Annotated in this window: 15 protein-coding genes and 2 rRNA genes; 13 read left to right on the top strand and 4 right to left on the bottom strand. The window is 70.3% G+C overall.

All coding sequences use genetic code 11. From position 1 onward, the window contains the following. The first annotated feature begins 169 nt into the window (after positions 1 to 169). The 10 genes from M4486_RS11995 (at position 170) to M4486_RS11950 (ending at position 15,758) form a co-directional block, all read left to right on the top strand. Positions 170 to 3,237, top strand: a 23S ribosomal RNA gene (locus M4486_RS11995). A gap of 114 nt (positions 3,238 to 3,351) precedes the next feature. Beyond that, positions 3,352 to 3,468: ribosomal RNA gene (gene rrf / locus M4486_RS11990) — 5S ribosomal RNA — on the top strand. A 514-nt stretch (positions 3,469 to 3,982) separates the two neighbouring features. Then, a complete protein-coding gene (locus tag M4486_RS11985) occupies positions 3,983 to 5,287 on the top strand; it encodes an extracellular solute-binding protein (RefSeq protein WP_249477419.1) in 1,305 nt (434 codons plus the stop codon). A 381-nt stretch (positions 5,288 to 5,668) separates the two neighbouring features. Next, the gene (locus M4486_RS11980; RefSeq protein WP_249477418.1) at positions 5,669 to 6,970 is read left to right on the top strand and encodes an ABC transporter substrate-binding protein; all 1,302 of its coding nucleotides are present in this window, start codon (positions 5,669 to 5,671) and stop codon (positions 6,968 to 6,970) included. Positions 6,971 to 7,017: 47 nt separating this feature from the next. Next, positions 7,018 to 7,956, top strand: coding sequence for a carbohydrate ABC transporter permease (locus M4486_RS11975; RefSeq protein ID WP_249477416.1), 939 nt, complete (start codon positions 7,018 to 7,020; stop codon positions 7,954 to 7,956). Further along, positions 7,949 to 8,905 carry a carbohydrate ABC transporter permease gene (locus M4486_RS11970; protein WP_249477415.1) on the top strand — a complete coding sequence of 319 codons (957 nt, stop codon included), beginning with the start codon at positions 7,949 to 7,951 and terminating at the stop codon, positions 8,903 to 8,905. Before M4486_RS11975 ends, M4486_RS11970 begins: the two co-directional genes overlap by 8 nt. A gap of 58 nt (positions 8,906 to 8,963) precedes the next feature. Further along, the gene (locus M4486_RS11965; RefSeq protein WP_249477413.1) at positions 8,964 to 10,322 is read left to right on the top strand and encodes a Gfo/Idh/MocA family protein; all 1,359 of its coding nucleotides are present in this window, start codon (positions 8,964 to 8,966) and stop codon (positions 10,320 to 10,322) included. After that, entirely contained in the window at positions 10,319 to 11,593 is a 1,275-nt protein-coding gene (locus M4486_RS11960; protein ID WP_249477412.1) for a Gfo/Idh/MocA family protein, read from the top strand. The genes M4486_RS11965 and M4486_RS11960 overlap by 4 nt, the downstream gene beginning before the upstream one ends. Further along, a complete protein-coding gene (locus M4486_RS11955) occupies positions 11,590 to 13,065 on the top strand; it encodes a tagaturonate epimerase family protein (protein WP_249477410.1) in 1,476 nt (491 codons plus the stop codon). Before M4486_RS11960 ends, M4486_RS11955 begins: the two co-directional genes overlap by 4 nt. 11 nt (positions 13,066 to 13,076) lie before the next feature. Continuing rightward, positions 13,077 to 15,758 (top strand): glycosyl hydrolase, encoded by a 2,682-nt coding sequence (locus M4486_RS11950; protein WP_249477409.1) that lies wholly within the window; start codon positions 13,077 to 13,079, stop codon positions 15,756 to 15,758. Positions 15,759 to 15,770: 12 nt separating this feature from the next. Here M4486_RS11950 and M4486_RS11945 read toward each other — a convergent pair whose 3' ends face one another. Both M4486_RS11945 and uxaC read right to left on the bottom strand, forming a co-directional pair. Further along, the gene (locus M4486_RS11945) at positions 15,771 to 17,093 is read right to left on the bottom strand and encodes a mannitol dehydrogenase family protein (RefSeq protein ID WP_249477407.1); all 1,323 of its coding nucleotides are present in this window, start codon (positions 17,091 to 17,093) and stop codon (positions 15,771 to 15,773) included. A gap of 73 nt (positions 17,094 to 17,166) precedes the next feature. Further along, positions 17,167 to 18,594, bottom strand: coding sequence for a glucuronate isomerase (gene uxaC / locus M4486_RS11940; RefSeq protein ID WP_249477406.1), 1,428 nt, complete (start codon positions 18,592 to 18,594; stop codon positions 17,167 to 17,169). A 264-nt stretch (positions 18,595 to 18,858) separates the two neighbouring features. Between uxaC and M4486_RS11935 the strand changes: the two genes are divergently transcribed. After that, on the top strand, positions 18,859 to 19,851 hold the full coding sequence (locus M4486_RS11935; RefSeq protein WP_249477405.1) for a LacI family DNA-binding transcriptional regulator: 993 nt from the start codon (positions 18,859 to 18,861) through the stop codon (positions 19,849 to 19,851). Here the strand turns inward: M4486_RS11935 and M4486_RS11930 are convergent. Next, a complete protein-coding gene (locus M4486_RS11930; RefSeq protein WP_249477404.1) occupies positions 19,839 to 22,154 on the bottom strand; it encodes an alpha-L-rhamnosidase in 2,316 nt (771 codons plus the stop codon). The two genes, M4486_RS11935 and M4486_RS11930, sit on opposite strands and share 13 nt — an antisense overlap. Before the next feature lie 171 nt (positions 22,155 to 22,325). Between M4486_RS11930 and M4486_RS11925 the strand changes: the two genes are divergently transcribed. Together M4486_RS11925 and M4486_RS11920 are read left to right on the top strand one after the other, a co-directional pair. After that, positions 22,326 to 23,369: a LacI family DNA-binding transcriptional regulator gene (locus M4486_RS11925; protein ID WP_249477402.1), complete on the top strand. Its 1,044-nt coding sequence runs from the start codon at positions 22,326 to 22,328 to the stop codon at positions 23,367 to 23,369. Between the two features lie 88 nt (positions 23,370 to 23,457). Beyond that, positions 23,458 to 24,030 (top strand): hypothetical protein, encoded by a 573-nt coding sequence (locus M4486_RS11920; RefSeq protein ID WP_249477400.1) that lies wholly within the window; start codon positions 23,458 to 23,460, stop codon positions 24,028 to 24,030. 7 nt (positions 24,031 to 24,037) lie between these two features. Here the strand turns inward: M4486_RS11920 and M4486_RS11915 are convergent, their stop codons facing one another. Then, complete coding sequence (locus M4486_RS11915; RefSeq protein ID WP_249477398.1) at positions 24,038 to 25,633, bottom strand: rhamnulokinase; 1,596 nt, start codon at positions 25,631 to 25,633, stop codon at positions 24,038 to 24,040. Positions 25,634 to 25,649: the final 16 nt, after the last annotated feature.

Genomic DNA, 25,649 nt, shown 5'->3' with positions numbered 1-25,649 from the left:
TGCACGCAGCCCTGCCCCCTTTCGGGGGTTGGGGTGTGTGGCTGGTCCTCCCCGTCATGATCTGCCGTGTGGTGGGTTGTGGTGGTGTGGGGTTGTTTTTTGAGAACTGCATAGTGGACGCGAGCATCTTGTAAGCAATTTTTAGTGTCTTTGTGATATTTTTTTGTGTTGCCTAAGTCTTCAAGGGCGCACGGTGAATGCCTGGGCACGAGGAGCCGATGAAGGACGTAGGAGTCTGCGATAAGCCTCGGGGAGGTGACAACCGACCTGTGATCCGGGGATGTCCGAATGGGGAAACCCACCAGGGGTCATGCTCTGGTACCCGCCACTGAATGTATAGGTGGTGTGGAGGGAACGTGGGGAAGTGAAACATCTCAGTACCCACAGGAAGAGAAAACAATAGTGATTCCGTGAGTAGTGGCGAGCGAAAGCGGAGGTGGCTAAACCGGATCTGTGCGATACCCGGCAGGGGTTGCAGGTTCGGGGTTGTTGGGACGTGTCTGATTCTTCTGCCGGAGGGTCGACGTTTGGCATGCTGCTAGTCGAAGCCGTGGTGAGTGCGGTGGCGTAGAGGGTGTGACTCCCGTAGACGAAAGTGGTGTGTGGCGTGACGCTGTTCCCGAGTAGCACCGGGCCCGTGAAATCCGGTGTGAATCTGCCAGGACCACCTGGTAAGCCTGAATACTACCTCGTGACCGATAGCGGACAAGTACCGTGAGGGAAAGGTGAAAAGTACCCCGGGAGGGGAGTGAAATAGTACCTGAAACCGTGTGCTTACAATCCGTCGGAGCCTTACGGGGTGACGGCGTGCCTTTTGAAGAATGAGCCTGCGAGTTAGTGGTCGGTGGCGAGGTTAACCCGTGTGGGGTAGCCGTAGCGAAAGCGAGTCTGAACGGGGCGTTCAGTCGCCGGCTCTAGACCCGAAGCGAAGTGATCTATCCATGGGCAGTGTGAAGCGCGGGTAAGACCGCGTGGAGGCGCGAACCCACTTCAGTTGAAAATGGAGGGGATGACCTGTGGATAGGGGTGAAAGGCCAATCAAACTTCGTGATAGCTGGTTCTCCCCGAAATGCATTTAGGTGCAGCGTTGCGTGTTTCGTGCCGGAGGTAGAGCACTGGATAGGCGATGGGCCCCACCGGGTTACTGACCTTAACCAAACTCCGAATGCCGGTACGTGAGAGCGCAGCAGTGAGACGGTGGGGGATAAGCTTCATCGTCGAGAGGGAAACAGCCCAGAACATCAGCTAAGGCCCCTAAGCGTGTGCTAAGTGGAAAAGGATGTGGAGTTGCTGAGACAACCAGGAGGTTGGCTTAGAAGCAGCCACCCTTGAAAGAGTGCGTAATAGCTCACTGGTCAAGTGATTCTGCGCCGACAATGTAGCGGGGCTCAAGTACACCGCCGAAGCTGTGTCACTCCGGATTTGGTCCGGGGTGGGTAGGGGAGCGTCGTGCAGGCAGTGAAGCTGCGGGGTAACCCAGTGGTGGAGACTGCACGAGTGAGAATGCAGGCATGAGTAGCGAAAGACGGGTGAGAAACCCGTCCGCCGATTGATCAAGGGTTCCAGGGCCAGGTTAATCCGCCCTGGGTTAGTCGGGACCTAAGGCGAGGCCGACAGGCGTAGTCGATGGACATCGGGTTGATATTCCCGAACCGATCGTAGGAGGACCCATACCGAGGCGTGTGATGCTAACCACCCGAGTCTCCTCCATGTCCTTCGGGATGTGGGTGGGGGTGAGGCTGGGAACCAAGCATGTAGTAGGTCAGCGCATGGGATGACGCAGTGAGGTAGCTTCCGCGGACTTAATGGAATAGTCCGTCTAAGCGTGCAGCCCGCGCACCGGTAATGCGGTGCCGTATGGGGTGAGACGTGATGGGGATCCCGTATGGGCGTAGGTGAGTGATCCTGTACTGCCGAGAAAAGTTCCGGCGTGACGAATACGGTCGCCCGTACCCGAAACCGACTCAGGTGATCAGGTAGAGAATACCGAGGCGTTCGAGAGAATCGTGGTTAAGGAACTCGGCAAAATGCCCCCGTAACTTCGGGAGAAGGGGGGCCTGAGCAGTGAGAGCTGTGAGGGCCGCAGAGACCAGGGAGAAGCGACTGTTTACTAAAAACACAGGTCCGTGCGAAGTCGTAAGACGCTGTATACGGACTGACGCCTGCCCGGTGCTGGAAGGTTAAGAGGACTGGTTAGCGCCCTTGTGGTGCGAAGCTGAGAATTTAAGCCCCAGTAAACGGCGGTGGTAACTATAACCATCCTAAGGTAGCGAAATTCCTTGTCGGGTAAGTTCCGACCTGCACGAATGGCGTAACGACTTCTCCACTGTCTCAACCGCGAACTCGGCGAAATTGCATTACGAGTAAAGATGCTCGTTACGCGCAGCAGGACGGAAAGACCCCGGGACCTTTACTATAGTTTGGTATTGGTGTTCGGGACGGCTTGTGTAGGATAGGTGGGAGACTGGGAAGCATGGACGCTAGTTCGTGTGGAGTCGTTGTTGAAATACCACTCTGGTCGTTCTGGATTCCTAACCTCGGTCCGTGATCCGGATCAGGGACAGTGCCTGATGGGTAGTTTAACTGGGGCGGTTGCCTCCTAAAGAGTAACGGAGGCGCTCAAAGGTTCCCTCATCCTGGTTGGCAATCAGGTGTTGAGTGTAAGTGCACAAGGGAGCTTGACTGCGAGACAGACATGTCGGGCAGGTGCGAAAGCAGGAACTAGTGATCCGGCACCTCATTGTGGAATGGGTGTCGCTCAACGGATAAAAGGTACCCCGGGGATAACAGGCTGATCTTGCCCAAGAGCTCATATCGACGGCATGGTTTGGCACCTCGATGTCGGCTCGTCGCATCCTGGGGCTGGAGTTGGTCCCAAGGGTTAGGCTGTTCGCCTATTAAAGCGGTACGCGAGCTGGGTTTAGAACGTCGTGAGACAGTTCGGTCCCTATCCGCTGCGCGCGTTGGATATTTGAGAAGACCTGTCCCTAGTACGAGAGGACCGGGATGGACTGACCTCTGGTGTGCCAGTTGTTCTGCCAAGGGCATGGCTGGTTGGCTACGTCGGGAAGGGATAACCGCTGAAAGCATCTAAGCGGGAAGCCTGCTTCAAGATGAGATATCCGTGCACCCTTGTGGTGTGGGAGGCCCCCAGGAGATGACTGGGTTGATAGGCCAGATGTGGAAGCACAGTAATGTGTGGAGCTGACTGGTACTAATGGCCGATGACTTATCAACACAAATTTTGAGAATTGTGTGCTGTGCTCGCGTCTACTGTGTGGTTCTCGGGAAACAACCCCCGGGCCCCTTCTTTGTGTGGGGGTGTGGTGGGTTGGTGTTGTCTCGTGGTGTTACGGCGGTCATAGCGTTGGGGAAACGCCCGGTTCCATTCCGAACCCGGTAGCTAAGCCCTTCTGCGCCGATGGTACTGCACTCGGGAGGGTGTGGGAGAGTAGGACGCCGCCGGACATTTTTTGTGGAGAGGGTTGTGGCTCGTTGCCAGCTGCTCCTCGGACTCGATTGATCGGGTTCGGGTGGAGCGCGGTGACGAGCCACAACCCTTTTCCGCGTCCATAGCCCGATCCCGTGTGTTGTCGGTGGCTTGTGTGCCGCCGGCGAGCCTGGTCCGGCGAGCGGGCTCTCGAGGCTGGACGCGTGGCGGCTCTGGCGCCGGCCCCCGTCGAGCGCCCGGAAGTGCTCTGACGGCTCCCTGGTGCATCGCGTGGAGGCGGTCTGCGTGGCCGTACGGGGTGCGGTCACGATTCGGCATCGAGGGCTTTACACGTTTCAGAGTTGCGCATACGCTCGTCCTCGATTCAGTGAGCGGGGTACTCCAGGACGCGGGAGAGCGCTTCCCGCGCATGCGGCGCGGATGGCTTCACGACGCCGCGGCCTCCCGTCGCGCAGCTGTCCCGAAGATCGCCGGGCTCACGTGGATCGTCAGCTGCGCCGCACCTGGCGGCGAAGATCGAAGGAGATCGCCATGCCCTCACGTCGCACCGTCCTCGCAGCGCCCTTGGCTCTGGCGAGCCTGGGAGGCCTCGCCGCCTGCGGTCCGAACGCTCCTGGCGGTTCGTCCGGTGGATCCGGCGCCTCAGACTCCGGCACGCTGCGTTTCGCCTGGTGGGGCAACGCCGTGCGCGACAAGGCCACGCGCAAGACCATCTCGACGTATCACTCCGCGCATCCCGAGGTGAGCATCTCCGATGAGCCCACCGACTGGTCGGGCTACTGGGACAAGCTCGCCACCCAGGTGGCCGGCGGGGACGTGCCCGACCTCATCCAGATGGACGAGTCCTACCTCAGCGAGTACTCCAGTCGGGGCATCCTCCTGAACCTCAAGGACACCGACGTGGACACCTCCGAGTTCGATCCGTCGGCACTGGACGCCGGCATGGTCGACGACGGGCTCTTTGCGCTGAACGCGGGCGTGAACGCCCCGGTGCTGCTGGCCAATCCCGATGTCTTCGACGCGGCCGGCGTGGACCTCCCCGACGACGGCTCATGGACCTGGGACGAGCTCGTCGACATGTCCGCCGCGATCACGAAGGCGACTCCCGACGGCACCTTCGGCGTGCAGCAGCTCGGCGCCGCCGGCGATCCCGCACTCAGCGTCTACCTCCGCCAGCTCGGAGCGGAGAAGTTCGCTGACGAGGGCCTCGGCTTCACGGCCGCACAGCTGCAGCAGTGGATGGAGTTCGCCCTCGAGCTCCAGAACACCGGGGCGGCGCCCGGGGCCTCGGTCGCCGTCGAGGAGACGGGGAAGTCCGTCGATCAGACGCTGTTCGCCACCGGCAAGTGCGGTCTCCAGCTCGCGTGGTCGAACCAGGTGGTCAGCAACGACACGGCGCTCGGCGGCACGGTGAAGGTGCTGCGCATGCCGTCGATGACGGGGAAGTCCGCCGATGTGAAGCTCTGGTACAAGGCCTCGATGTACTTCGCGGTCGCGGCCAGGTCCGCGCAGCAGGGGGCGGCCATGGCATTCGTCGATTGGCTCGTGAACTCGACCGACGCAGGGAAGATCCTCCTCGCGGAGCGGGGCGTCCCCGCGAACCTCACGGTGCGCAGGGCCATCGAGGGCGACCTCACCGACTCCGACCTGAAGGCGGTCGACTTCATCGAGGCCATCGCCGACGAACTGGGGGATGCGCCGGTGATCACCCCTCCGGGCGGCAGCGCCGTGAACGACGCCCTCGGCAGGCACATGGAGGACGTCCTCTTCGGGCGGGCGAAGCCGTCCGACGCGAGCAGCACCGCCGTCACCGAAGCCGAGGGGCAGCTCGGATGAGCCGAATGATCGTGGTGGCCCCTGGTGCGGGTCGGATGACGGGCGGTATGTCGGCCTTGCGCCATGACCGGCTGGACAGCGCTCTCCCAGGTCAGGGTGACCGCGTCTTCCCGGCGGATGAGAACGTTTGCATTCGGACGGTCCCCTCTGCTTAGAATCTGCCGATCGCACGGTCGCCGCGGACCGTGCTGATCCTCCGCAGAACCCCCGCGCAGCCGTCGGAACCGGCCCCGCACATTCCGCGGAACGCACCACGAAGACTCCGCCCGCCGGCTCCGGCACCGTTCCCACTCAGCGGCGTCGAACGCGAACGACCCGCTCACCGGACATCCACCCATGTCACCCACCCACCGCGCAGAAGCCCTGATCGAAGGAGATCACGTGCACACCCGACGCGAAGCCCTCGCCCTCACCCTCGCCGTCCCCACGGCGCTGACCCTGGCCGCCTGCGGCCCCAACCGCTCGAGCTCGGAGACCTCGGGCGGCGACGGCTCCTCCTCCCTCCGGTTCATGTGGTGGGGGAACGCCGTGCGCGACAAGGCCACCCGTGGCGCCATCGACGCCTATGGCAAGGCGGAGCCCGATCTGAGCATCTCCGCCGAGCCGGCCGACTGGTCGGGCTACTGGGACAAGCTCGCCACGCAGGTCGCCGGCGGCGACATGCCGGACGTCGTCCAGATGGACGAGAAGTACCTCAGCGAGTACGGCAACCGCGGCGCGCTGCTCGACCTCGAGAAGGCCGGTCTTGAGACGGGCGACTTCGAGGACAGCTCCGTCGTGGCGGGCGAGGTGCCGGACAAGGGGCTTCTCGCCATCAACGCCGGCATCAACGCACCGGTGCTGCTCGCGAACGCCGCCGTGTTCGAGGACGCGGGCATCGACCTGCCCGACGACACCACCTGGACCTGGGACGACCTCGCATCCCTCGCCGCAGACATCACGAAGGCCACCGACGACGGCGTCTACGGGCTCCAGCAGATCGGCCTGGTCCAGGCGACCTTCCAGGTGTACATGCGCCAGCTAGGCAAGGACCAGTACGCGGCCGACGGCGCCGGCTTCGCCGCCGAGGATGCCGAGAAGTTCTTCGCGTACGCGAAGTCCCTGCAGGAGACGAAGGCCGCGCCCGACGCGTCCGTGTCGGTGGAGGAGGCAGGCCAGTCCGTGGACCAGTCCCTGTTCGCCACCGGCAAGTGCGCCCTCCAGGTCGCCTGGTCCAATCAGGTCGTCGCCTACGACACCGCCGCGGGCGGGAAGGTGCACGTGCTGCGCATGCCGTCGATGACCGGCAAGGCCGCCGACGCGCAGCTCTGGTACAAGGCCTCGATGTACTTCGCGGTCTCCGCGAAGACGACCGCCGAGGAGCAGGCCGTCGCCTTCGTCGACTGGCTCGTCAACAGCGAGGACGCGGGCAAGCTGCTGCTCGCCGAGCGCGGCGTGCCCGCCAACCTGACGGTCCGCGAGGCCATCGCGGACGACCTCACCGACGCCGACATCAAGGCCGTCGACTTCATCGAGTCGATCGCGGACGAGCTGGGCGACGCCCCCGTCATCACGCCGCAGGGCGGCGGCCAGTTCGAGGACATCCTCACGCGGTGCGGGGAGGACCTCCTGTTCGGCCGCACCGACACTAAGACCGCCGGGAAGGACCTGCTGGATCAGCTCACGTCGGCGATCACCGTCTGAACCGGTCCCGGACCGGACGGTGAGGACCTCTCGAGGAAGGATGAGTGATGAGTGCTATCGGTGAGCTCACGTCCATGGCGAAGGGCCGTGGACGGGGCGGGGTGCGTGAGAAGCATCCGGACAACAAACCGGCCCTGGTGTTCATGGCGCCGTGGCTGCTGGGCCTGCTCGGGATCACCCTGATCCCGATGATCGCCTCGCTGTACCTCTCGTTCACGGACTACAGCCTGCTGGCCGCCCCGAAGTGGATCGGCCTGCAGAACTTCGTGGACATGTTCCACGACGCCCGGCTGATGACCTCGCTCAAGGTCACCCTGATCTACGTGGTCGTGGGCGTGCCCCTCCAGCTCGCCCTCGCCCTGGCGCTCGCGGTCCTGCTCAACGAGGGCATCAAGGGGCTCTCGTTCTACCGCTCGATCTTCTACCTGCCCTCCCTGCTGGGCGGGTCGGTCGCGATCGCGATCCTGTGGCGCCAGATGTTCGGCACCGGCGGGCTGGTCAACCAGATCGGGGGCATGCTCGGCTTCACGAACCTGCCCGGCTGGATCTCCGACCCCTCCACCGCGCTGGGCACGATCATCCTGCTGCACGTGTGGACGTTCGGCTCCCCGATGATCATCTTCCTCGCGGGCCTGCGCCAGATCCCTCAGATGTATTACGAGGCCGCCGAGGTCGACGGCGCCGGCCGGTGGCGGCGCTTCACCGCGATCACCCTGCCCCTGCTGACCCCGATCATCTTCTTCAACCTGGTCCTGCAGGTGATCAACGCCTTCCAGTCCTTCACCCAGGCGTTCGTCGTCTCCGGGGGCACCGGCGGTCCCTCCGACTCCACCCTCTTCTACACGCTGTACCTCTACCAGAAGGGCTTCACCCAGTTCGACATGGGCTACGCCTCCGCGATGGCCTGGCTGCTCCTGGTCATCGTCGCGATCTTCACCGTCATCAACTTCTTCGTCTCCAAGTTCTGGGTGTTCTACGATGACTGATCAACTCACCACCAGCGGCCCCTCCCGTCCCGCAGGCGCCGGCGCCGGCGCCGGCACTGCCGCCGCGTCGGCCGGCCGCGGCCACCGCACAGGCGACCAGCCAGGGGCACGTCCCCGCCGCACCCGGCGCGTAGGACCGATCGTTCGCCACGCGATATTGATCATCGCCTCGCTGGTCATGATCTATCCGCTGCTGTGGATGATCGTCAGCTCCCTGCGCCCCAACACCGAGATCTTCCGCAATCCCGGTCTGCTCCCGATCAGCTTCAACACCGAGAACTACGTCAACGGATGGAACGCCCTGTCCCAGCCGTTCTCCCACTACCTCATCAACTCGACCCTGCTGGTCCTGGGCTGCGTGATCGGGAACGTCATCGCCTGCTCCCTCACCGCCTACGCCTTCGCCCGCCTCAAGTTCTGGGGCCGGAACATCGCGTTCGCGGTCATGCTGATGACGCTGATGCTCCCCATCCACGTGGTCATCGTCCCGCAATACATCATGTTCTCCCAGACGGGGTGGGTGAACACGATGCTCCCGCTCATCCTCCCGAAGTTCCTCGCGACCGATGCGTTCTTCGTGTTCCTCATGGTCCAGTTCATCCGGGGCATCCCCCGTGAGCTCGACGAGGCCGCCCGCATCGACGGCTGCGGACATTTCCGCATCTTCTTCCGCGTGATCCTGCCGCTCATGACGCCCGCGATCGCGACCACCGTGATCTTCACGTTCATGTGGATGTGGAACGACTTCTTCGGCTCCCTCATCTACCTGACGACGCCGGACAACTTCACCGTCCCCCTCGCCCTGCGCGCCTTCCTCGACTCCCAGGGCACCTCCGACTGGGGCGCCATGTTCGCGATGTCCGTCCTCTCGCTCGTCCCCCTGTTCATCGTCTTCCTCCTCGGCCAGCGATTCCTGATCCGCGGATTCGCGACGACGGGGATCAAATGAGCGGGAGCCGTCCGCCGCGCGCGGCCCATTCCGTTCCCGACGTCCCGAAGGAGCCCGCATGAGCACCCGCTACGGCCTGATCGGCACCGGCCATCGCAGCCAGATGTACATCGACGCGATCACCGGCCCCCACGCCGACGTCGCCGAGCTCGTCGCCCTGTTCGACACGAACCCCGGGCGCATGCAGTGGTACCGCGAGCACTACGAGGCGCTCGAGGGCGTCCCCGCCGTCGGTCCCGAGCACCTCGAGGACGTGATCGCCGAGCAGGGCATCGAGCGCATGATCGTGACTTCCATGGACCGCTTCCATGCCGAGCACATCGTGCGCAGCCTCGAGGCCGGGGCCGACGTCGTCGTCGAGAAGCCGCTGACGATCGACGCGGAGAAGGCGCGGATGATCGAGGAGACCGTGCGCCGCACCGGCCGCAGCGTGACCGTCACCTTCAACTACCGCTACTCGCCGCGCAACAGCGCCCTGCGCGAGGTGATCGCCGACGGTCGCATCGGCACGCCGGTCTCGATGGTCTTCGAGTGGGTGCTGGACACCGCGCACGGCGCCGATTACTTCCGGCGCTGGCACCGCGACAAGGCGAACTCGGGCGGCCTGTTCGTCCACAAGGCCTCCCACCACTTCGATCTCGCCTCCTGGTGGATCGACGCGCAGCCGCGGACCGTCTATGCGCGCGGCGGCGTGCGCTTCTACGGCGATCGGGCGGCGCAGGAGAGGGGAGAGGGGCCGGCCGCCGAGCGCGGTACGCACGACGGTCCGCACGGTCCCTTCGAGCTCGACCTGCGCAGCGATCCACGCCTGAAGGAGCTCTACCTCGACCAGGAGCAGCACGACGGATACCGCCGTGACCAGGACGTCTTCGCGCCCGGCGTCACCACCGAGGACAACCTCACGGCGATCGTCGACTTCGACAGCGGCCTCACCCTGACCTACGCGCTGAACGCCCACAGCCCCTGGGAGGGCTACCGGGTCGCCGTCAACGGCACCGAGGGGCGCGTCGAGCTCGAGGTCGTCGAGCGCACGGCCGTGCTCACGAACACCCGGGAGCGGGGCGAGAGCGACGGAGCGACCGAGGGCGACGCGGTGGTGGACCCGAGCGCCGTGCGCGTGGACGACGAGGGCGAGGGGGCTCGCCGCGCCGGCGAGAGACTCGTCCTGCAGCGACACTTCGAGACCGCCCAGGAGATCGAGATCGCGCAGGGGGAGGGGGCGCACGGCGGCGGCGACGCGCTCATGCTCGCCGAGGTCTTCCGCGGGCGCGCTCACGGTGAGGGGACCGATCCGCTGGGCCGCGCGGCCGACTGGCACGACGGTCTGCGCGCGATCTCCATCGGCATCTGCGGCAACGCCTCGATCGAGACCGGGCAGGCCGTCGACGTCGAGGAGTTCATGGGGATCGGTCGATGAGCGCGGGGGAGGCGCGGGCGGCGCTGCCACTCGCGCTGATCGGCACGCGGGGCTTCGGCGCCGTGCACCTGCGGCAGATGGCGCCGCTGCGCGAGAGCGGGCGGATCCGCCTCGTGGGCGTCGTCGACGTCGCCGAGCCCGAGCCGGGGATCGGCGCCCCGTGGTTCCCGAGCCTCGCAGCACTGCTCGAGGGGGCCGATCAGGCACCCGAGGTGCTGATCATCGCCACGCCGATCACCACCCACGCCGACCTGGCCCGTGAGGGCCTCGCCGCCGGCTGCCACCTCTACCTCGAGAAGCCGCCCGTGCCCTCCCTCGGCGATCACGAGGACCTGCTGCGCGCCGCGGGCGAGGCCGGACGCGTCGTGCAGGTCGGCTTCCAGGCCCGCGGCGGGGGAGGGGCCGCGCGGATGCGGGAGCTGCTCGCGTTCGGCGCGCTGGGCGAGGTGCGCAGCGTCGACGCCTTCGGCGCCTGGATGCGCGACCGCGCCTACTACGCGCGCAGCCCCTGGTCGGGCAGGCGCCGCATGGACGGCCGGCGAGTGGCCGACGGCGTCGCCACCAACCCCCTCGCCCACGCCGTCGACCTCGCCCTGCAGATCGCGGGCATCTCCCGCACGAGCGACATCGCGCGGATCACCACCGAGCTGCGCCGCGCCCACGACATCGAGGCCGACGACACCACCTACCTGCGCGTGGACCCCGTGGGCCCCGGTCCCTTCGTCCAGGCGGCGCTCGTGACCACCGCGCCCTCGCAGAGCGACCCCTGGATCGAGATCCGCGGGGAGAAGGGGCGCGCACGCCTCGAGTACACGTTGGATCGCCTCGAGCTCGCCGACGCCTCCGGGGTGCGCACGCAGGAGTCCCTCGATCGCAGGGATCTGCTCGTGGACCTCCTCGACCATCTCGATCGCCTCGACCATCGCGACGGCCCCGACCCTCTCGACGGCCGCGAGGACTCGTCCGCGCCGCTGCTCTCCCCGCTCGAGAGCACCGAGGCCTTCACCACCGTCCTCGAAGCCACCCAGAGCGGGCCCGACCCGCGGCCCATCGCCCCTGAGCACGTCACCTGGGTCGGCGAGGGCGAGGCGGCCCACCCCGTCGTCCGCGACGTCGAGGACTGGATGGGCCGGGCGCTCCACGCCGGCGCGCCGTTCAGCCGCATCGGCGCGCCCTTCGCCGACCCGGACGCGGTGCACGAGACCACCGCGTCGGCCCTCGCGCCCCCGCGCCACCGCGCACCCGATCCCACCGGAGGAGAATCCCGATGACCCTGCACACCGCTGCCCTGCAGGCCGATGTGGTCCGCAGCCGCGAGAAGAGCAGCCTGCTGCTGCGCGCCGCCCGCCGCGCGGACCTGACCGCGTTCGAGGGGACCGTCTCCGAGACGGCCGACGGGATGGTCCTCGAGGGGCCGGCGAGCCACGCCAACGCGCTCGCCCTGCGGGCGGCGGTGCCGGCGCTGCGCCCGCGGCTCGTGAGCGGGCACCGCACCTCGGTCGGCACCGGGGACCGCACCGGCCTCGCGACCGCCGGGCAGGCGCGCGCCTTCGCGGAGGCCGGCGGGGGAGTCCTCCCCGTGCTCGCCCAGCAGTCGATCCGCGAGATGGACCGGCTCGGGCGCAGCGCGAGGGAAGTCCTCGACGACGCGGTGTTCGGCCTGGTCGAAGCCGGATGGGAGCGCGGTTACGGGGCCGACTGCGACCACATCAAGACCACCGAGGGCATCGACCGCGGGCTCGATGCCGGGTTCCGCATGTTCACCCTCGATCCCGGCGACATGGTCCAGGACGTCACCGGCGGCATCACCGAGCAGCAGGTCGACGACCTGCCCTGGGAGGCGCTCGAGGACACCCGGACCGACCTCCTCGCCCGCTACCGCGGCCTCGACATCGAGGCCGCGGGGGAGCGGATCGCGCCGTCGGACGCGGAGATCCTCACCGCGGCCGTGAAGTACGGCGGGGCGGTCGCCGAGGCCGCGCGCCTGCACCGCCACCTGCTCGCGCACGCACCCGAGGCCGCGCGCGCCGCGCACGGCGGCGAGCCCGCCGTCGAGGTCGAGATCGCGGTCGACGAGACGGCCTGGCAGACCTCCTTCTTCGAGCACCACTACCTCGCGACCGAGCTCGAGAGGCTCGGCGTCACCTGGTTCTCCTTCGCCCCCCGCTACGTCGACGGCTTCGAGAAGGGCCTCGAGTTCCGCGGCGACCGGGAGGAGCTGCGACGCAACCTCGAGGTCCACCACGCGATCGGCGAGCTGCACGGCGGCTACAAGATCTCGCTGCACTCCGGGTCCGACAAGTTCTCGATCTACCCGCTCGCCCTCGAGGCCACCGACGGCCTCGTCCACCTGAAGACCTCCGGCACCTCCTACCTGTGCGCCCTCGAGGTCATCGCCGCGGCGGACCCCGAGCTGTTCGCCGCCGTCTGGGGCATCTCGCGGGAGGCCTACGCGCGGGCGAAGGCCTCCTACCAGGTCTCCGCGCACGAGGACCGCACCCCGACGGACCTCACGGGCCTGGGCGCGGAGGCCCTCGTCGAGCTCGTGCGGGACAGCGACGACGCCCGGCAGATCCTGCACGTGGGCTACGGCGACTCCCTCACCGCGGACCTCCCCGACGGGACCCCGCTGCGCGGGCGCTTCGCGGCGGATCTGCGCGCCCACCACGACCGGTACACGCAGGTGCTCGTCCCGCACATCTCCCGCCACCTCGCCCCCTTCGCCGCCGTGCCGGCGCGCTGAACGGGCGCGCGGTGAGCGGGGCCGGGCCGGGCACCGGAGCAGGCACGGCGGGCGCGGAAGCCGGCACCGTCTCCGCGCTGCGCAGCGGGTGGCGGGACCCGGACCCCGCCGACCGGCCGATGATGCGCTGGTGGTGGTTCGGGCCCGACCAGGAGCTCGGGGAGATCGACCGCGAGCTCGAGGCCATGGCCGCCGCCGGCCTCGGCGGCGCCGAGGTCGCCTTCGTCCACCCGCTGCGGGAGACGGCGGACCGCTTCGGCTCGCCGCGGATGCTCGCGGCCCTGCGCCACGCCGCCGAGCGGGCGCGGGAGCTCGGCCTGCGGCTGGACGTGACGCTCGGCAGCGGCTGGTCGTTCGGCGGACCCCACATCGGACCCGAGCACGCCTCGCGGCGTCTGCGCTGGGAGCGCCGCGAGATCTCCCCGGCACCGCTGGACGTCCCGGCGCGTCTCTCCTGGCCGGGCGACGGTCTCGTGGGCGCCTATGTCGGGGAGGGCACGGCGCCGACGCAGTGGGTGCACGTGCCGACGGCGACGGACGCCGAGGCGCTGCGGATCCCCGCCGGGCTCGGGCCGCGCACCGTGCTGCTGGCCTGGTCGGAGGTGACCGGGCAGCAGGTCAAACGGTCGTCGGCCGGGGCAGAGGGGCCCGTGCTCGACCACCTCAGCGCCGACGCGACCCGCCACCATCTCGACGTCGTGGGCGAGGCGCTGCTCGGCGCCGTGCCCGCCGCGCTGCTGGGCTCGGTCTTCTGCGACAGCCTCGAGGTGTACGAGGCGGGCTGGACGCCGCGGCTGCCCGAGGAGTTCGCGCGGCGCCGCGGCTACGACCCCGTGCCCGTGCTGCACCGCCTCGTCACCGAGGAGGCCGGCGGCGAGGGACCCGACACCGCGCAGCTGCGGGTCGACATGGGCCGCACCCTCGGCGAGCTCGTCGAGGAGAACTTCCTGGCCGTCTGCCGCGACTGGGCCGCGGACCACGGCGTCCCGTTCCGCGTCCAGGCCTACGGCGAGCCGCCCGTGACGCTCAGCGCGTACCGCTCGGCCGACCTCGTCGAGGGGGAGGGTGCGGGCTGGAAGGAGATCACCGCCTGCCGCTGGGCGTCCTCCGCCGCGCACCTGCTGGGGCACGGCGTGGTCTCGAGCGAGGTGTGGACGTGGGTGCACTCGCCCTCCTTCCGCGCGACGCCGCTGGACCTGCGCGCCGAGGCGCACGACCACCTGCTCTCGGGCATCACCCGGTTCGTCGGCCACGGCTGGCCGTACTCGCCGCCCGAGGCGCCGGGACTGGGCTGGCGCTTCTACGCCGCCGGGGCGCTGGACGACCGCAGTCCGTGGTGGCCCGCGATGCCGGAGCTCACCACCTCGCTCGCCCGGCTCTGCGGCGCTCTGCGGCGCGGGGAGCGGGTCGCCGACGTGGCCGTGCTGGTGCCCGCCGACGACGCCCGTACCGCCCACGCCGGCGGCTTCGACCTGTTCAAGGCCACGCGCGACCTCATCGGCCCCCGAATCCCGGCGGCGATCCGCACGGGAGGCTGGGACTTCGACCTGGTGGACGACCCCGCGCTCGAGACCCTCGCACCGAACGCCTACCCCGTGGTCGTGGTCGCCCGGTCGACCCGGATGCCGGAGACGACGCGCGCATGGCTCGACGCGGTGCGCGCGGCCGGCGGCACCGTGATCGCCGTCGAGGCGCCGGCGTGCCCCGCGCAGGAGCAGGTCGCCGAGGCGGAGTTCGGCGCGGCCCTGCGCTCCGCTCTCCCGCCCGACGTGTCCCTCCGCGGCGACGGCGGTGAGATCGGGACGGTGCATCGCAGGCTGGACGACGGGGACCTGTACCTGGTGGCGAACACCGGGGGCACGGTGCGCCGCGTCGCGATCACCCCGCGCACGCCCAGGGCGCACTGGGAGGTCCTCGATCCGGATGACGGAGGACGCCGCGCACTCGGGGATCGGTCCTCGGCCGGGGCGGAGGGCGAGGCCGGTGGCGGGGACGAGGTCGGGGGCGGCGTCGACGACGGGGCGATCACCCTCGAGCTGCACTCGTACCAGGCGCTCGTGCTGGTCGGGAGCGACGGCACGCCGGCCCGGACCGACGCGCACGGTGACGCGGCGTCGCTCGAAGGCACCGCGTCGCGGGCGGAGCCACACGCGCAGCTCGCCCTCGCGGGGCCGTGGACCTTCACGAGCGCGGAGGACGCGGAGCGCGAGGTGACCCTGCCGCACAGCTGGGAGGGGGAGCTGGCGCCCGAACGCTCATGCGGCGTCTACGAGATCGAGGTCCAGATCGGGGCGGAGCAGGTGCCGGCCGGTGCGCGCGTCGAGCTCGACCTGGGGCCGTGCGCGCCGATGCCTCGGCCGGACGGCGCGCACGGCTTCCGCGCGGAGGTGCGCCCGCCCGTGGAAGAGATCGCCGTGGTCGAGGTCGACGGCGAGCGGGCCGGGATCATCTGGCGGGCACCGCACCGCCTCGATCTCACCGATCGTCTGCGCCCCGGGACGCACCGGCTGCGGCTGACGGTCCTGACCACCGCGGCCGGGGCCTCGGCCGTCGACCCGCATGTGGGACCGATGGTCGAGGAGTCCCGGAGGCTGTACGGCGAGCGGTTCGCGCTGCAGGACCTCGATCGCGCCCTCGAAGACGTCCACCGGGGCCTGCACGAGGTGCCGGTGCTTCGGATCCTGCGAGGCTGAGGGGGAAGGGCCTCAGGCCCGGGGCAGCGTCCCCTCGGCGGCGACGACCGCGTCCACGAGATCCTGCGGAGCGCCGCCGTCGATGACGATGTCGAGCAGGGCCCGCACGCGCGCCGTCGGATCCTCGAGGCGGGCGGCCTCGGAGATCTCGTCGGCCCGCGGATCCGAGAACGAGGTGCCGGTGGCGACGCGCCAGGTGACGAAGGCGGTCCAGGCCGCGACGAGCGCGAGGGCGCCGGACGCCTGCGCGGGGCCGCCGCGGTCGGCGATCACGGGCAGGGCGCGCACCGTGAGCTTCACCGAGCCGTCGGCCGCGATGCGGTCCAGGGCGTCGGCCATGCGCGGGTTCTCGAAGCGCTCGACGAGCGCTGCCGTGTAGGCGTCGAGCTCCGCGGCGGGCAGGGGGAGGGTCGCGCGGGCGTCGGCCCAGAGGGCATCGACCAGGGCGCGCACGGCCGGGTCGGAGATCGCCTGGTCCACGCGCTCGTGACCGGCGAGCTGGCCCGCGTAGGCCATGAGGGAGTGGGCGCCGTTGAGCAGACGCAGCTTGCGCTTCTCGTGCACCTCGACGTCCTCGACGAGCTGCGCGCCCGCCGTCTCCCAGGCCGGGCGGCGCCCGCGGAACGCGTCCTGGACGACCCACTCGGTGAAGGGCTCGGTGACCACGGTCGCGCGGTCGGCGAAGCCCGTGGCCTCCTCGACGATCCGCTGGTCCTCGGCGCTCGCGGCCGGGGTGATCCGGTCGACCATCGTGGAGATGACGTCCACGTGGTCCTCGAACCAGCCGCGGGTGTCCGCGTCGGCTGCGGAGAGCACGGCCTCGCGCAGCACCTCTCCGTTGCCCGGCAGGTTGTCGCACGAGACCAGGGCGATCGGCTCCTCGACGCCGGCCTCGCGGCGTGCGCGCAGGCCGAGCGCGAGGCGCGCGGGGGCGGAGACGGCAGGGTCGTCGCCCGCCGCGTACCCCTTCTCGGTGATCGTCAGCGTCACCACGGAGACCTCGGGATCCGCGATCAGGCGCTGCAGGGCCTCGATGTCGGACGCGGGGCGGACCTCGTCGAGGACGTCCAGCAGGCGCACCTGGTCGCCGTCGGCCTCGCGGACGACGAGCCCGTAGCGGTTCCCCTGCGCCTCGAGCGTCTCGGCGATCGCGGGGGAGCGGCCGGTGAAGGCGCTGACGCGCCAGGCGTCCTCGCCCGCGCCGGCGTCCGCCGTGTACGGCAGCGTGTGGGCGCGGGAGAAGTTGCCGATGCCCAGGTGGACGAGGCGGCCGCCCGCGGACGGGGCGGCGCCGGCGGCGGATGCCGCGGCGGCGGGGGTGGACGGGGTGCTCACGGTGCTGACCTCCAGGAAGCGGTGCGGTGGCGAGGGTGCGGCGGCGCCGCGCGGGCGGCCGCGCGGCGCCGGCTCAGTGGGCGATGGGCGGGTAGGCCGCGCGGGGGAGGGTGGTCGAGAGGTCGATCGCGACGTCGGTGGCCTCGTCCTCGCCCAGGCGGTGCTCGGCGACCAGGTTCGCGAGGTAGCCGGCGTCCACGCGGCGCGAGAGGTCGTGGCGCGCGGGGATGGAGGCGAAGGCGCGGGTGTCGTCGACGAAGCCCGACAGGTTGTAGAACCCGGCGGTCTCCGTGGCGAGCTCGCGGAAGCGGCGCATGCCGTCGGGCGAGTCGAGGAACCACCACGGGGCGCCCAGGCGCACCGAGGGGTAGGTGCCCGCGATCGGGGCGAGCTCGCGCGAGTAGACGGTCTCGTCGATCGTGAACAGGATGCAGTGGAAGCGCGGGTCGCGGCCGAAGCGGTCGAGCATGGGCTGCACGCCGCGCGCGTAGTCCACGGGCACGGGGATGTCGTAGCCCTTGTCCTTGCCGTAGGTCTCCAGCACGCCCGAGTGGTGATCGCGCAGCACCCCGGGGTGGATCTGCATGACCAGGCCGTCCTCGCAGGACATCTCGGCGGTCATGAACAGCATGTGGGCCTCGAAGGCGAACGCCTCCTCGCGGCTGGGCCGCTCCCCGGCGCGCACGCGCGCATAGAGCGCCGCGGCGTCGGCCGGATCCATCGGCGTCGTGTCGGCCCGCAGGTGCCCGTGGTCCGAGGCGCGAGCGCCCGCGGCGACGAAGGCCCGGCGGCGCTCGCGGATCGCGTCGAGGAAGCCCGAGAAGTCGCCCGTGTCGATGCCGGAGACCGCGGCGAGGTCATCCACCTCGCGGGTCCATGCGGGGCCGCCGATCTGGAAGACCGCGTCGGGGCGGAAGGTCGGCACCACGCGCTCGCCGAGGCCCTGCTCCGCGATGCTCGCGTGGAAGGCGAGGTCGGAGGTCGCGGGGTCCGTGGTCGAGATGATCTCGATGTCGAAGCGGTCCAGGAGCTGCTGGGGACGGAAGTCGTCGCTCGCGACGACCGCGGCGATCTGGTCGTAGATGCGGTCCGCGGACTCGGCCGACGGCATCTCGTGGACGTCGAAGACCTCGACCAGCTCGTGCTCGATCCAGTAGCGCGACGGCGTGCCCCGGTAGAGCTTCCAGTTCTCGCAGAACGTGCGCCAGATCTTCCGGGAGTCGGTCTCGACCGCGCCGCCGTCGCTGCGCGCGAGGCCCAGCGCGTCGTAGGAGATGCCCTGGGAGGCGAGCATGCGGGTCACGTAGTGGTCGGGCACGATCAGCAGCTGGGCGGGATCGGCGAACGGTGTGTTCTCCGCGAAGGCCTGCGCCTCCACGTGCCCGTGCATCGAGATCAGCGGGAGACCCGCGACCTGCTCGTAGATCCGCACGGCGATGTCCCGCACCGCCGGGTCCGCGGGCAGCGCGCGATGGGGGTGCAGGGTGAGCGGCGTGGTCATGGGGTCTCCTCCTCGAGATGGCGACGACGGGAGCGCAGGGGCTCCGGGCTCGGATCCGGCTCCGCCTCCGGGGCGGTTCCGGACGGGTGCCCGGGCGTGCGGCCCACCGGGATGCAATCGTTTGCAACGCGGGGCTCGAACGACTATATAGTGACCGTGCGCCCACCGCCCTCGAAACGGTTGCACGGTGATGCCGCCGCCTCGACGCCGAGGCCGCGACGCTTCGAGGCGGCACGAGGACGGGCGAGCACGAAGGGGGAGCCGATGGTCGCGACGCTGCGGGAGGTCGCCGCGCGGGCGCAGGTCTCGGTCGCGACCGCCTCCCGCGCCTTCCAGCGCCCCGACATGGTGGGAGCGGCGACCCGCACGCGGATCCTCGAGGCCGCCCAGGAGCTCGGCTACGTCGCGAACTCCACCGCTCGCGCGCTGGTCACGGGCAGGCGCGACGTGGTGGGGGTGGTCGTCCCCGACCTGCTCAACCCCTTCTACCCGGCGGTGCTCAAGGGGGCGCGGGCGCGGGCCCGCGAGCGCGGCGTGCAGCTGCTGCTGGCCGACGCCGAGGAGGAGCCCGAGGGCGAGCTGCCGCTCGTGCGGACGCTCGCCCAGCAGGTCGACGGGATCGTGCTGTGCTCGAGCCGCATGGACGAGGCGAGCCTGCGCGAGGCCGCGGGCCTCACCCGCCTCGCCCTGGTCAACCGCACCGATCCGGGCCTCCCGGGGGTGCTCGCGGATCCCGAGCCCGGGGTGGGCGCGGCCGTGCGGCACCTCGCGGAGCTCGGGCACACGCGCATCGGCTACGTGGGCGGCCCCGAGGCGAGCCGCTCGGACGCCGATCGGCGTCGGGCGATCGCGCTGGCCTGCCGGGCAGGCATGGAGCAGGTGGACCTGGGGCGCTTCCCGCCGACGGCCGAGGGAGGCGCGCAGGCCGCCGAGGCCGTGCTCGGCTCGGGCGTGGGCGCGGTGCTCGTCTACAACGACGTGATGGCGCTCGGGCTCGTCGACCACCTGCGCACCCGGGGCGTCGACGTCCCGGGTGCGCTCAGCGTGATCGGCTGGGACGACATCGAGTTCGCGGGCATGCTCGCGCCCGGGCTGACCACCGTGCGCGTGCCGCGCGCCGAGATCGGCGAGGCCGCGATCGATGCGCTGCTCGACCGCGGAGCGGACGACGCCGTGGCGCCGCTGCACCGTCTCCTGCCCACCGAGCTCGTGCTGCGCGGGACCACCGCGCCGCCCGCGCCGTCTCAGAACGTGTGAGAGCCGCCCACGACCTCCTCGACCCGGCCGTCGGGCAGGACGATCTGGGCGAGGATCCCCTCGGGGATCGTGACCTCGAGTCGGAAGCCCCCGTCGGCCGCCGGACCGTCGGTCGCTGGGCCGTCGGCCCCCTCGGTGCTCCAGAAGACCTCGATGCGGCCGACCGGTGAGTCCAGGGCCCCGCGCGCCCAGTCGAGGCCCGGGCCGGGGACCGGTTGGATGCGCACGCGCCGGTAGCCGGGCTCCGCGGCGCGGATGCCGAGGACGACCTGGTAGATCCAGTCGGCGACCGCGCCCAGCGCGTAGTGGTTGAAGCTCGTCATCTCGCCGGGGTTGATGGAGCCGTCGGGGAGCATCGAGTCCCAGCGCTCCCAGATCGTCGTCGCACCCATCGAGACGGGGTAGAGCCACGAGGGGCACTCCTCCTCGAGCAGCAGGCGGTAGGCGTCCTCGACGTGCCCCGTCTCCGAGAGCGCCCAGGTGACGAAGGGGGTTCCGGCGAAGCCGGTGGAGACGCGGTACTCGGCGGCGCGCACCACCTCGGCCAGGCGCTCGCCGGCCCTCTCGCGGGTCCGGGGCGCGAGCAGATCGAAGGAGATCGCGAGCGCGTAGACGGTCGCGCAGTCCGAGGTGATCGTGCCGTCCTCGTGCACATAGGCGTCGGTGAACGCGGTGAGGACGCGATCGGCGAGGTCCTGCCAGTGGGCGGCGTCCTCCTCGCGGCCGATGAGGTGGGCTGCGCGGCTCGCGAAGCGCGCGGAGCGCACGAGGCACGCGGTCGCGACCACGCCCTTGTCGGCCTTCGCGTCGGCGGGGGCGTGCGGGGAGGCGTCCGGGTCCAGCCAGTCGCCGAACTGGAAGCCCGTGTCCCACAGGCCGCTCGGGGAGAGCGCCTTCTCGACGCTGCGCAGGTGCAGCACCATACCCGGGTACTCCTCGCGCAGGCGCTCGAGGTCGCCGTAGGCGTTCCAGAGGGCCTCGGGCACCCAGACCGCGGCGTCGCCCCAGATCGCAGTCGCCCCGGCCCATCCCGCGGCCTCGACCTCGGGGTCGTGGTGGGCGAGCTTGAGCAGGTCGGGGATCACGAACGGGACCCAGCCGTCGGGGTTGGCCTCGGTCTCCGCGGCGAGGTCCAGCAGCCAGGCGTGCAGGAAGTCGGCGACGTCGAACTGGAAGGCGGCGGTCGCGGCGAAAGCGGCGATGTCGCCGGTCCAGCCCAGGCGCTCGTCGCGCTGCGGGCAGTCCGTGGGGACGGCGAGGAAGTTCCCGCGCTGCGACCAGACGGAGTTGCTCACCAGCTGGTTCACCCCCGGATGGGAGCTCTCGAACCAGCCGGTGCGGGTGATGTCCGAGCCGACCACGACGGCCTCGATGTCCTCCGCGGCGAGCTCGCCGGGCCAGCCGGTGATCTCGGCGTACCGGAAGCCGTGGAAGGTGAGGGTGGGCTCGAAGAACTCGCCCTCGGGATCCCCGGAAAGGACGATGCGGTCGGTCGCCTCGGCGCCGCGCAGGGGACGGGTGCCGAGCTCCTCGTGCTCGAGGACCTCCGCATGGCGCAGCGTGATCTCGGTGCCGGCGGGACCGGTGACCGAGAAGCGGAGGAAGCCGACGAGGTTCTGCCCGAAGTCCAGCAGCGTCCGGCCCGACGGCGAGGTCCAGATCCGCTGCGGCGCGAGGGTCTCGTGGCGGGTGATCAGCGGCGACGCCTGCGGGATCAGGGTCGAGCGGTCGATCTCGACGACGCGCACCGGCTCGGGGGCCGAGAGGGCGAGGCGGCGGTCCTCGCGCTGTCCCTGGTAGATGTTCGCGAGCTCGATGCCCGTCAGGCGCGAGGCCCAGGACTCGTCGGTGCGCAGGCGCTGGACCGTGCCGTCCGCGAAGACGACCTCGAGGACGGCGAGCAGCGCGAGGTCGTCGCCGTAGTTCGCGTCGGCGTTCTCGAAGCCCAGGTCGCCGCGCCACCAGCCGCCCGCGAGGGTCACGTCCAGGCGCAGTGCCGGGGCGTCCGGGTCCTCGATCGGGGCCTCGTGGACGAGGTCCGTGACATCGAAGGCAGCGACCTGGAGGCGCCGCTCGTAGACCGTCCACCCCGGGTTGAGCAGCGAGTCCGTCACCGGGAGCCCGTTCAGCGTGGCCTCGTAGACGCCGTGGGAGGTCGCGTGGAGGGTGGCGCGGGTGACCTGATCGGCGTCCTGCGCGAGGGCCAGGGCGCCGCTGAGCACCGGCAGGCGGCCGGTGTCCACGGGTGCGGTGATCGCGAGGGACTCCGCGAGGATGTCGGCGGGGGAGGGGGCGGAGGACATGAGGGCTGCTCCTGCGGAGGACGACGGTGTCAGGGGTGCGGAGTGCGCGGCGCGGGCGGCGCGGAGCCGTGCGCGGCGCGGTGCGACGCAAGTCCATCACGGTTGATGAAACGTTGCAAGAGTGGGCCGGCGCGGGGGCCGACGGGCGCGCCGTGGGGTAGCGTCTGGGCCGTGGTGAACTCGCGACCGGTCGGCATGAAGGACGTGGCCCGTGCGGCCGGGGTGTCCGTGGGCACCGTCTCGAACGTGCTGAACCGGCCCGACATCGTCTCCGCGGACCGTCGGGCCCGCGTCGAGCAGGCCATCGCCGACCTCGGGTACGTGCGCAACGACGCCGCGCGCCTGCTGAAGATGGGCCGCTCGCGGACCGTCGGCGCGATCGTCCTGGACTCGACGAACCCCTTCTACGCGGACCTCGTGCACGGCATGGAGGCCGCCGCCGAGGACTCCGGGCTCGCCGTGATCGTGGGCAGCTCGGGCAACAGCGCCGAGCGCGAGAAGCTCTACCTCTCCCTCTTCGAGGAGCAGCGCGTGCGCGGCATCCTCCTCGCCTCCGCAGGCACCGACCGCGAGCTGGTCCGCTCGATCGTCGATCGCGGCACCCCCGTGGTGATGGTCGAGGACGAGGGGGAACGAGGGGCGGACGGGCGCTCGGGCGGGGGCGCCGGCGGCTCGACCGTCTCCGTGGACGACGTCGAGGGAGGGCGCCTGGCCGTCGCCCACCTCATCGAAGGCGGTGCGCGACGCCCCGCCATGGTCTTCGCCCGCGGGGACCTCCACCAGGTCTCGGCCCGCATCGAGGGCGCCGAGGCCGCCGCCACCGAGGCAGGGCTCGAGCTCGAGCTCATCGAGGCCGACGATCTCACCGTCCTGGCCGGGCGCGCCGCCGGCTCCGAGATCGCCGAACGCTCCCCCGAGGACCGGCCCGACGGCGTGTTCTGCGTGAACGACCTCGTGGCCGTCGGCATGATGCAGGCCTTCGCCTACGAGGCCGGCATCGCCGTGCCCGACGAGATCGCGATGGTCGGCTACGACGACATCGCCTTCGCCCGCAGCACCGTGGTCCCGCTGACCTCCATCGCCCAGCCCTCCGAACTCATGGGCCGCACCGCCCTCGCCCTGCTCGAGGAGAAGATCAGCGCGGGCGACGACGCCGTGGACCGGCACGTGCGCTTCAGCCCGGAGCTGGTCAGGCGCGGATCATCGCGGGGATGAGCCGGGCCGCACCTCGATGACGGTTGTCATGGGCCGGGAGTGACAGGGGGCGGATCCGGCGCGCCCGTCCGGTCGGCAGGATCGACCCATGACCACCGAACGACGCGTCTTCGCCGGCCTCACCGTCTTCATGGGACTCATGACCACCGCCTGGTCCTCCAACGCCCTGGAGACGCTCCCCATCATCGCGGTCATCGGCATGGTGCTCGGAGTGCTCGCCGTCATCATGGGCGCGGTCGGCCTGGTCCGAGGCCGACGGGCCCCGCGGAGCGCGATCGGCCGACCCCGGTCCGCGCAGCGCGACAGGGAACACGGAGGGCTCGTCTCCGGGCGCGCGGCCGGGATCTTCGCCGGCCTCGAGGTGCTCCTGATCCCGCTCGTCTGCGTGCTGCTGGGCAGGACCGGCCACGGCGCCCTGGTCGTGCCCGCGGTCGCCTTCATCGTCGCGGCGCACTTCGCGCTGTTCCGCCTGGTCCAGGACCAGATGCTGCACGTCGTCGCCGCTGTGGTCGGCTGCCTGGGAGCGGGTATGGCGATCGTGCTCGTCCTGCACGGGGACCTCGACCCGGCCGCCGGACGCGCCCTCGCCGGTCTCACCCTCGCCGCCTGCACGGCCGCCTACGCGTCGGTGTTCGCGCGTCAGGCGTGGCGGAGGGCCTGAGCGGTCCTCACCGAGCGCTCGTCCCCGACCTCTCTCCGGGCGCGAACACCTCCAGCTCCACGCTCGCGCGGACCAGCTCGCGGATCGAGCCGGGGCGGTGGGGGATCGCGCCGAGGGCCCGGGCCTGCAGCGTGAGGTTCCCCAGTGCGGTCGCCTCCATCGGACCCGCGACGACCTCGATGCCCAGGGCGTCCGCGGTGAGCTGGCTGAGCAGGCGGTTCCGGCTGCCGCCGCCCACCACGTGCAGGCGCTCCGGCAGCGGGCGGCGTGCCAGCCGGCACGCCGCGTGCAGCTCGTCCCGGTAGGTCTCGGCGAGGGATTCGAGGATGCAGCGCACCAGCTGGGCCGGGGTGCGCGGGCGCTCCTCGTCCCCGCCGATCACGCGGGCGGCATCGGCCACGCGGTCGGCCATCCGGCCCGGGGCGAGGAAGCACGGGTCCGTCGGGTCGATCCGGAACCTGTCGCCGGGGACCGCGGCCGCGGCGGCGAGCAGGTCGTCGAGGTCGATGCGCGCCCCGGATTCCTCCCACTGCGCGATCGACTCGCTGACCAGCCACATCCCCGCGACGTTCTTGAGGAAGCGGAAGGTCTCGTCGACGCCGCGCTCGTTCGTGAACCCCGCCTCGCGCGCTCTCTCGGTGAGGACGGGCGACTCGAGCTCGAGGCCGATGAGCGACCAGGTGCCCGAGGAGATGAAGGCGACGGGGCCGTCGTCCGCGGCGGGAACGGCGAGCACGGCCGAGGCCGTGTCATGGGAGCCGACGGCGATCACCGGCACCTCGCCGATTCCCAGCTCGCGCGCGAGGTCGCTGCGGACCGGGCCGACGCGCTCCCCGGGCCTGATGAGCGGGGCGAACTGCCCCTCGTCCACGCCCGCGGCCTCGAGCATCTCGGGGGACCACGCGTTCTCACCGGCTGCGAGCATCCCGGTGGTCGAGGCGTTCGTGAGCTCCGTGCGGCGCTCGCCGGTGAGCAGGAAGGTGAGCAGGTCCGGGACCAGCAATGCCGGCGTGCCGGCGGGGGCGCTGCCGAGGCGATCGTCGACCGCGAGCTGGTACAGGGTGTTGAAGGGCTGCTGGGCGATGCCGGTCAGCGCGAACTGCCGCCCGACGTCGACGCGGCGGGCGACGCTCTCCGCGGCGCCGTCGGTGCGCTCGTCGCGATACGCGATCACCTCGCCGATCCGCTCGCCGTCGGGCCCGACGAGGGCGTAGTCGACGGCCCACGAATCCACGCCGATAGACGAGATGCCGTCCGCGCCCAGCTCCCGCGCGAGATGCTCGGCGGCAGTGAGCCCCTGCCGCACCTGCTCCCACAGGGCGTCGATGTCCCAGCTCAGATGGCCGTCGCGTCGTCCGAGGCGGTTCTCGAAGCGATGCGCGGCGTGCAGTTCCAGGCGGCCGGTCGGGTCGTCGCTGTCGCCCTCCCCGCCATCGGTCGTGCCGTAGGGCGACGGGCGCAGCAGACCGACCATCACGCGTCCCGAGGTCGCGCCAAGGTCGATCGCGGCCAGGGCGAGGGGGCGGCCGTCTGCCCGGGGGCGCGGTCCGTCGGCCCCGTCTGCCCGCGGGCGCGTCCCGTCGGACTCTGCTCCCGGGCTCAACGCTCGAGCTCCCGGG

The organism is Brachybacterium kimchii, from assembly GCF_023373525.1.
GTDB lineage: Bacteria > Actinomycetota > Actinomycetes > Actinomycetales > Dermabacteraceae > Brachybacterium > Brachybacterium kimchii.
The sequence above is the reverse complement of the archived record's forward strand: the minus strand, read 5'-3'. Positions and strand labels throughout refer to the sequence as shown.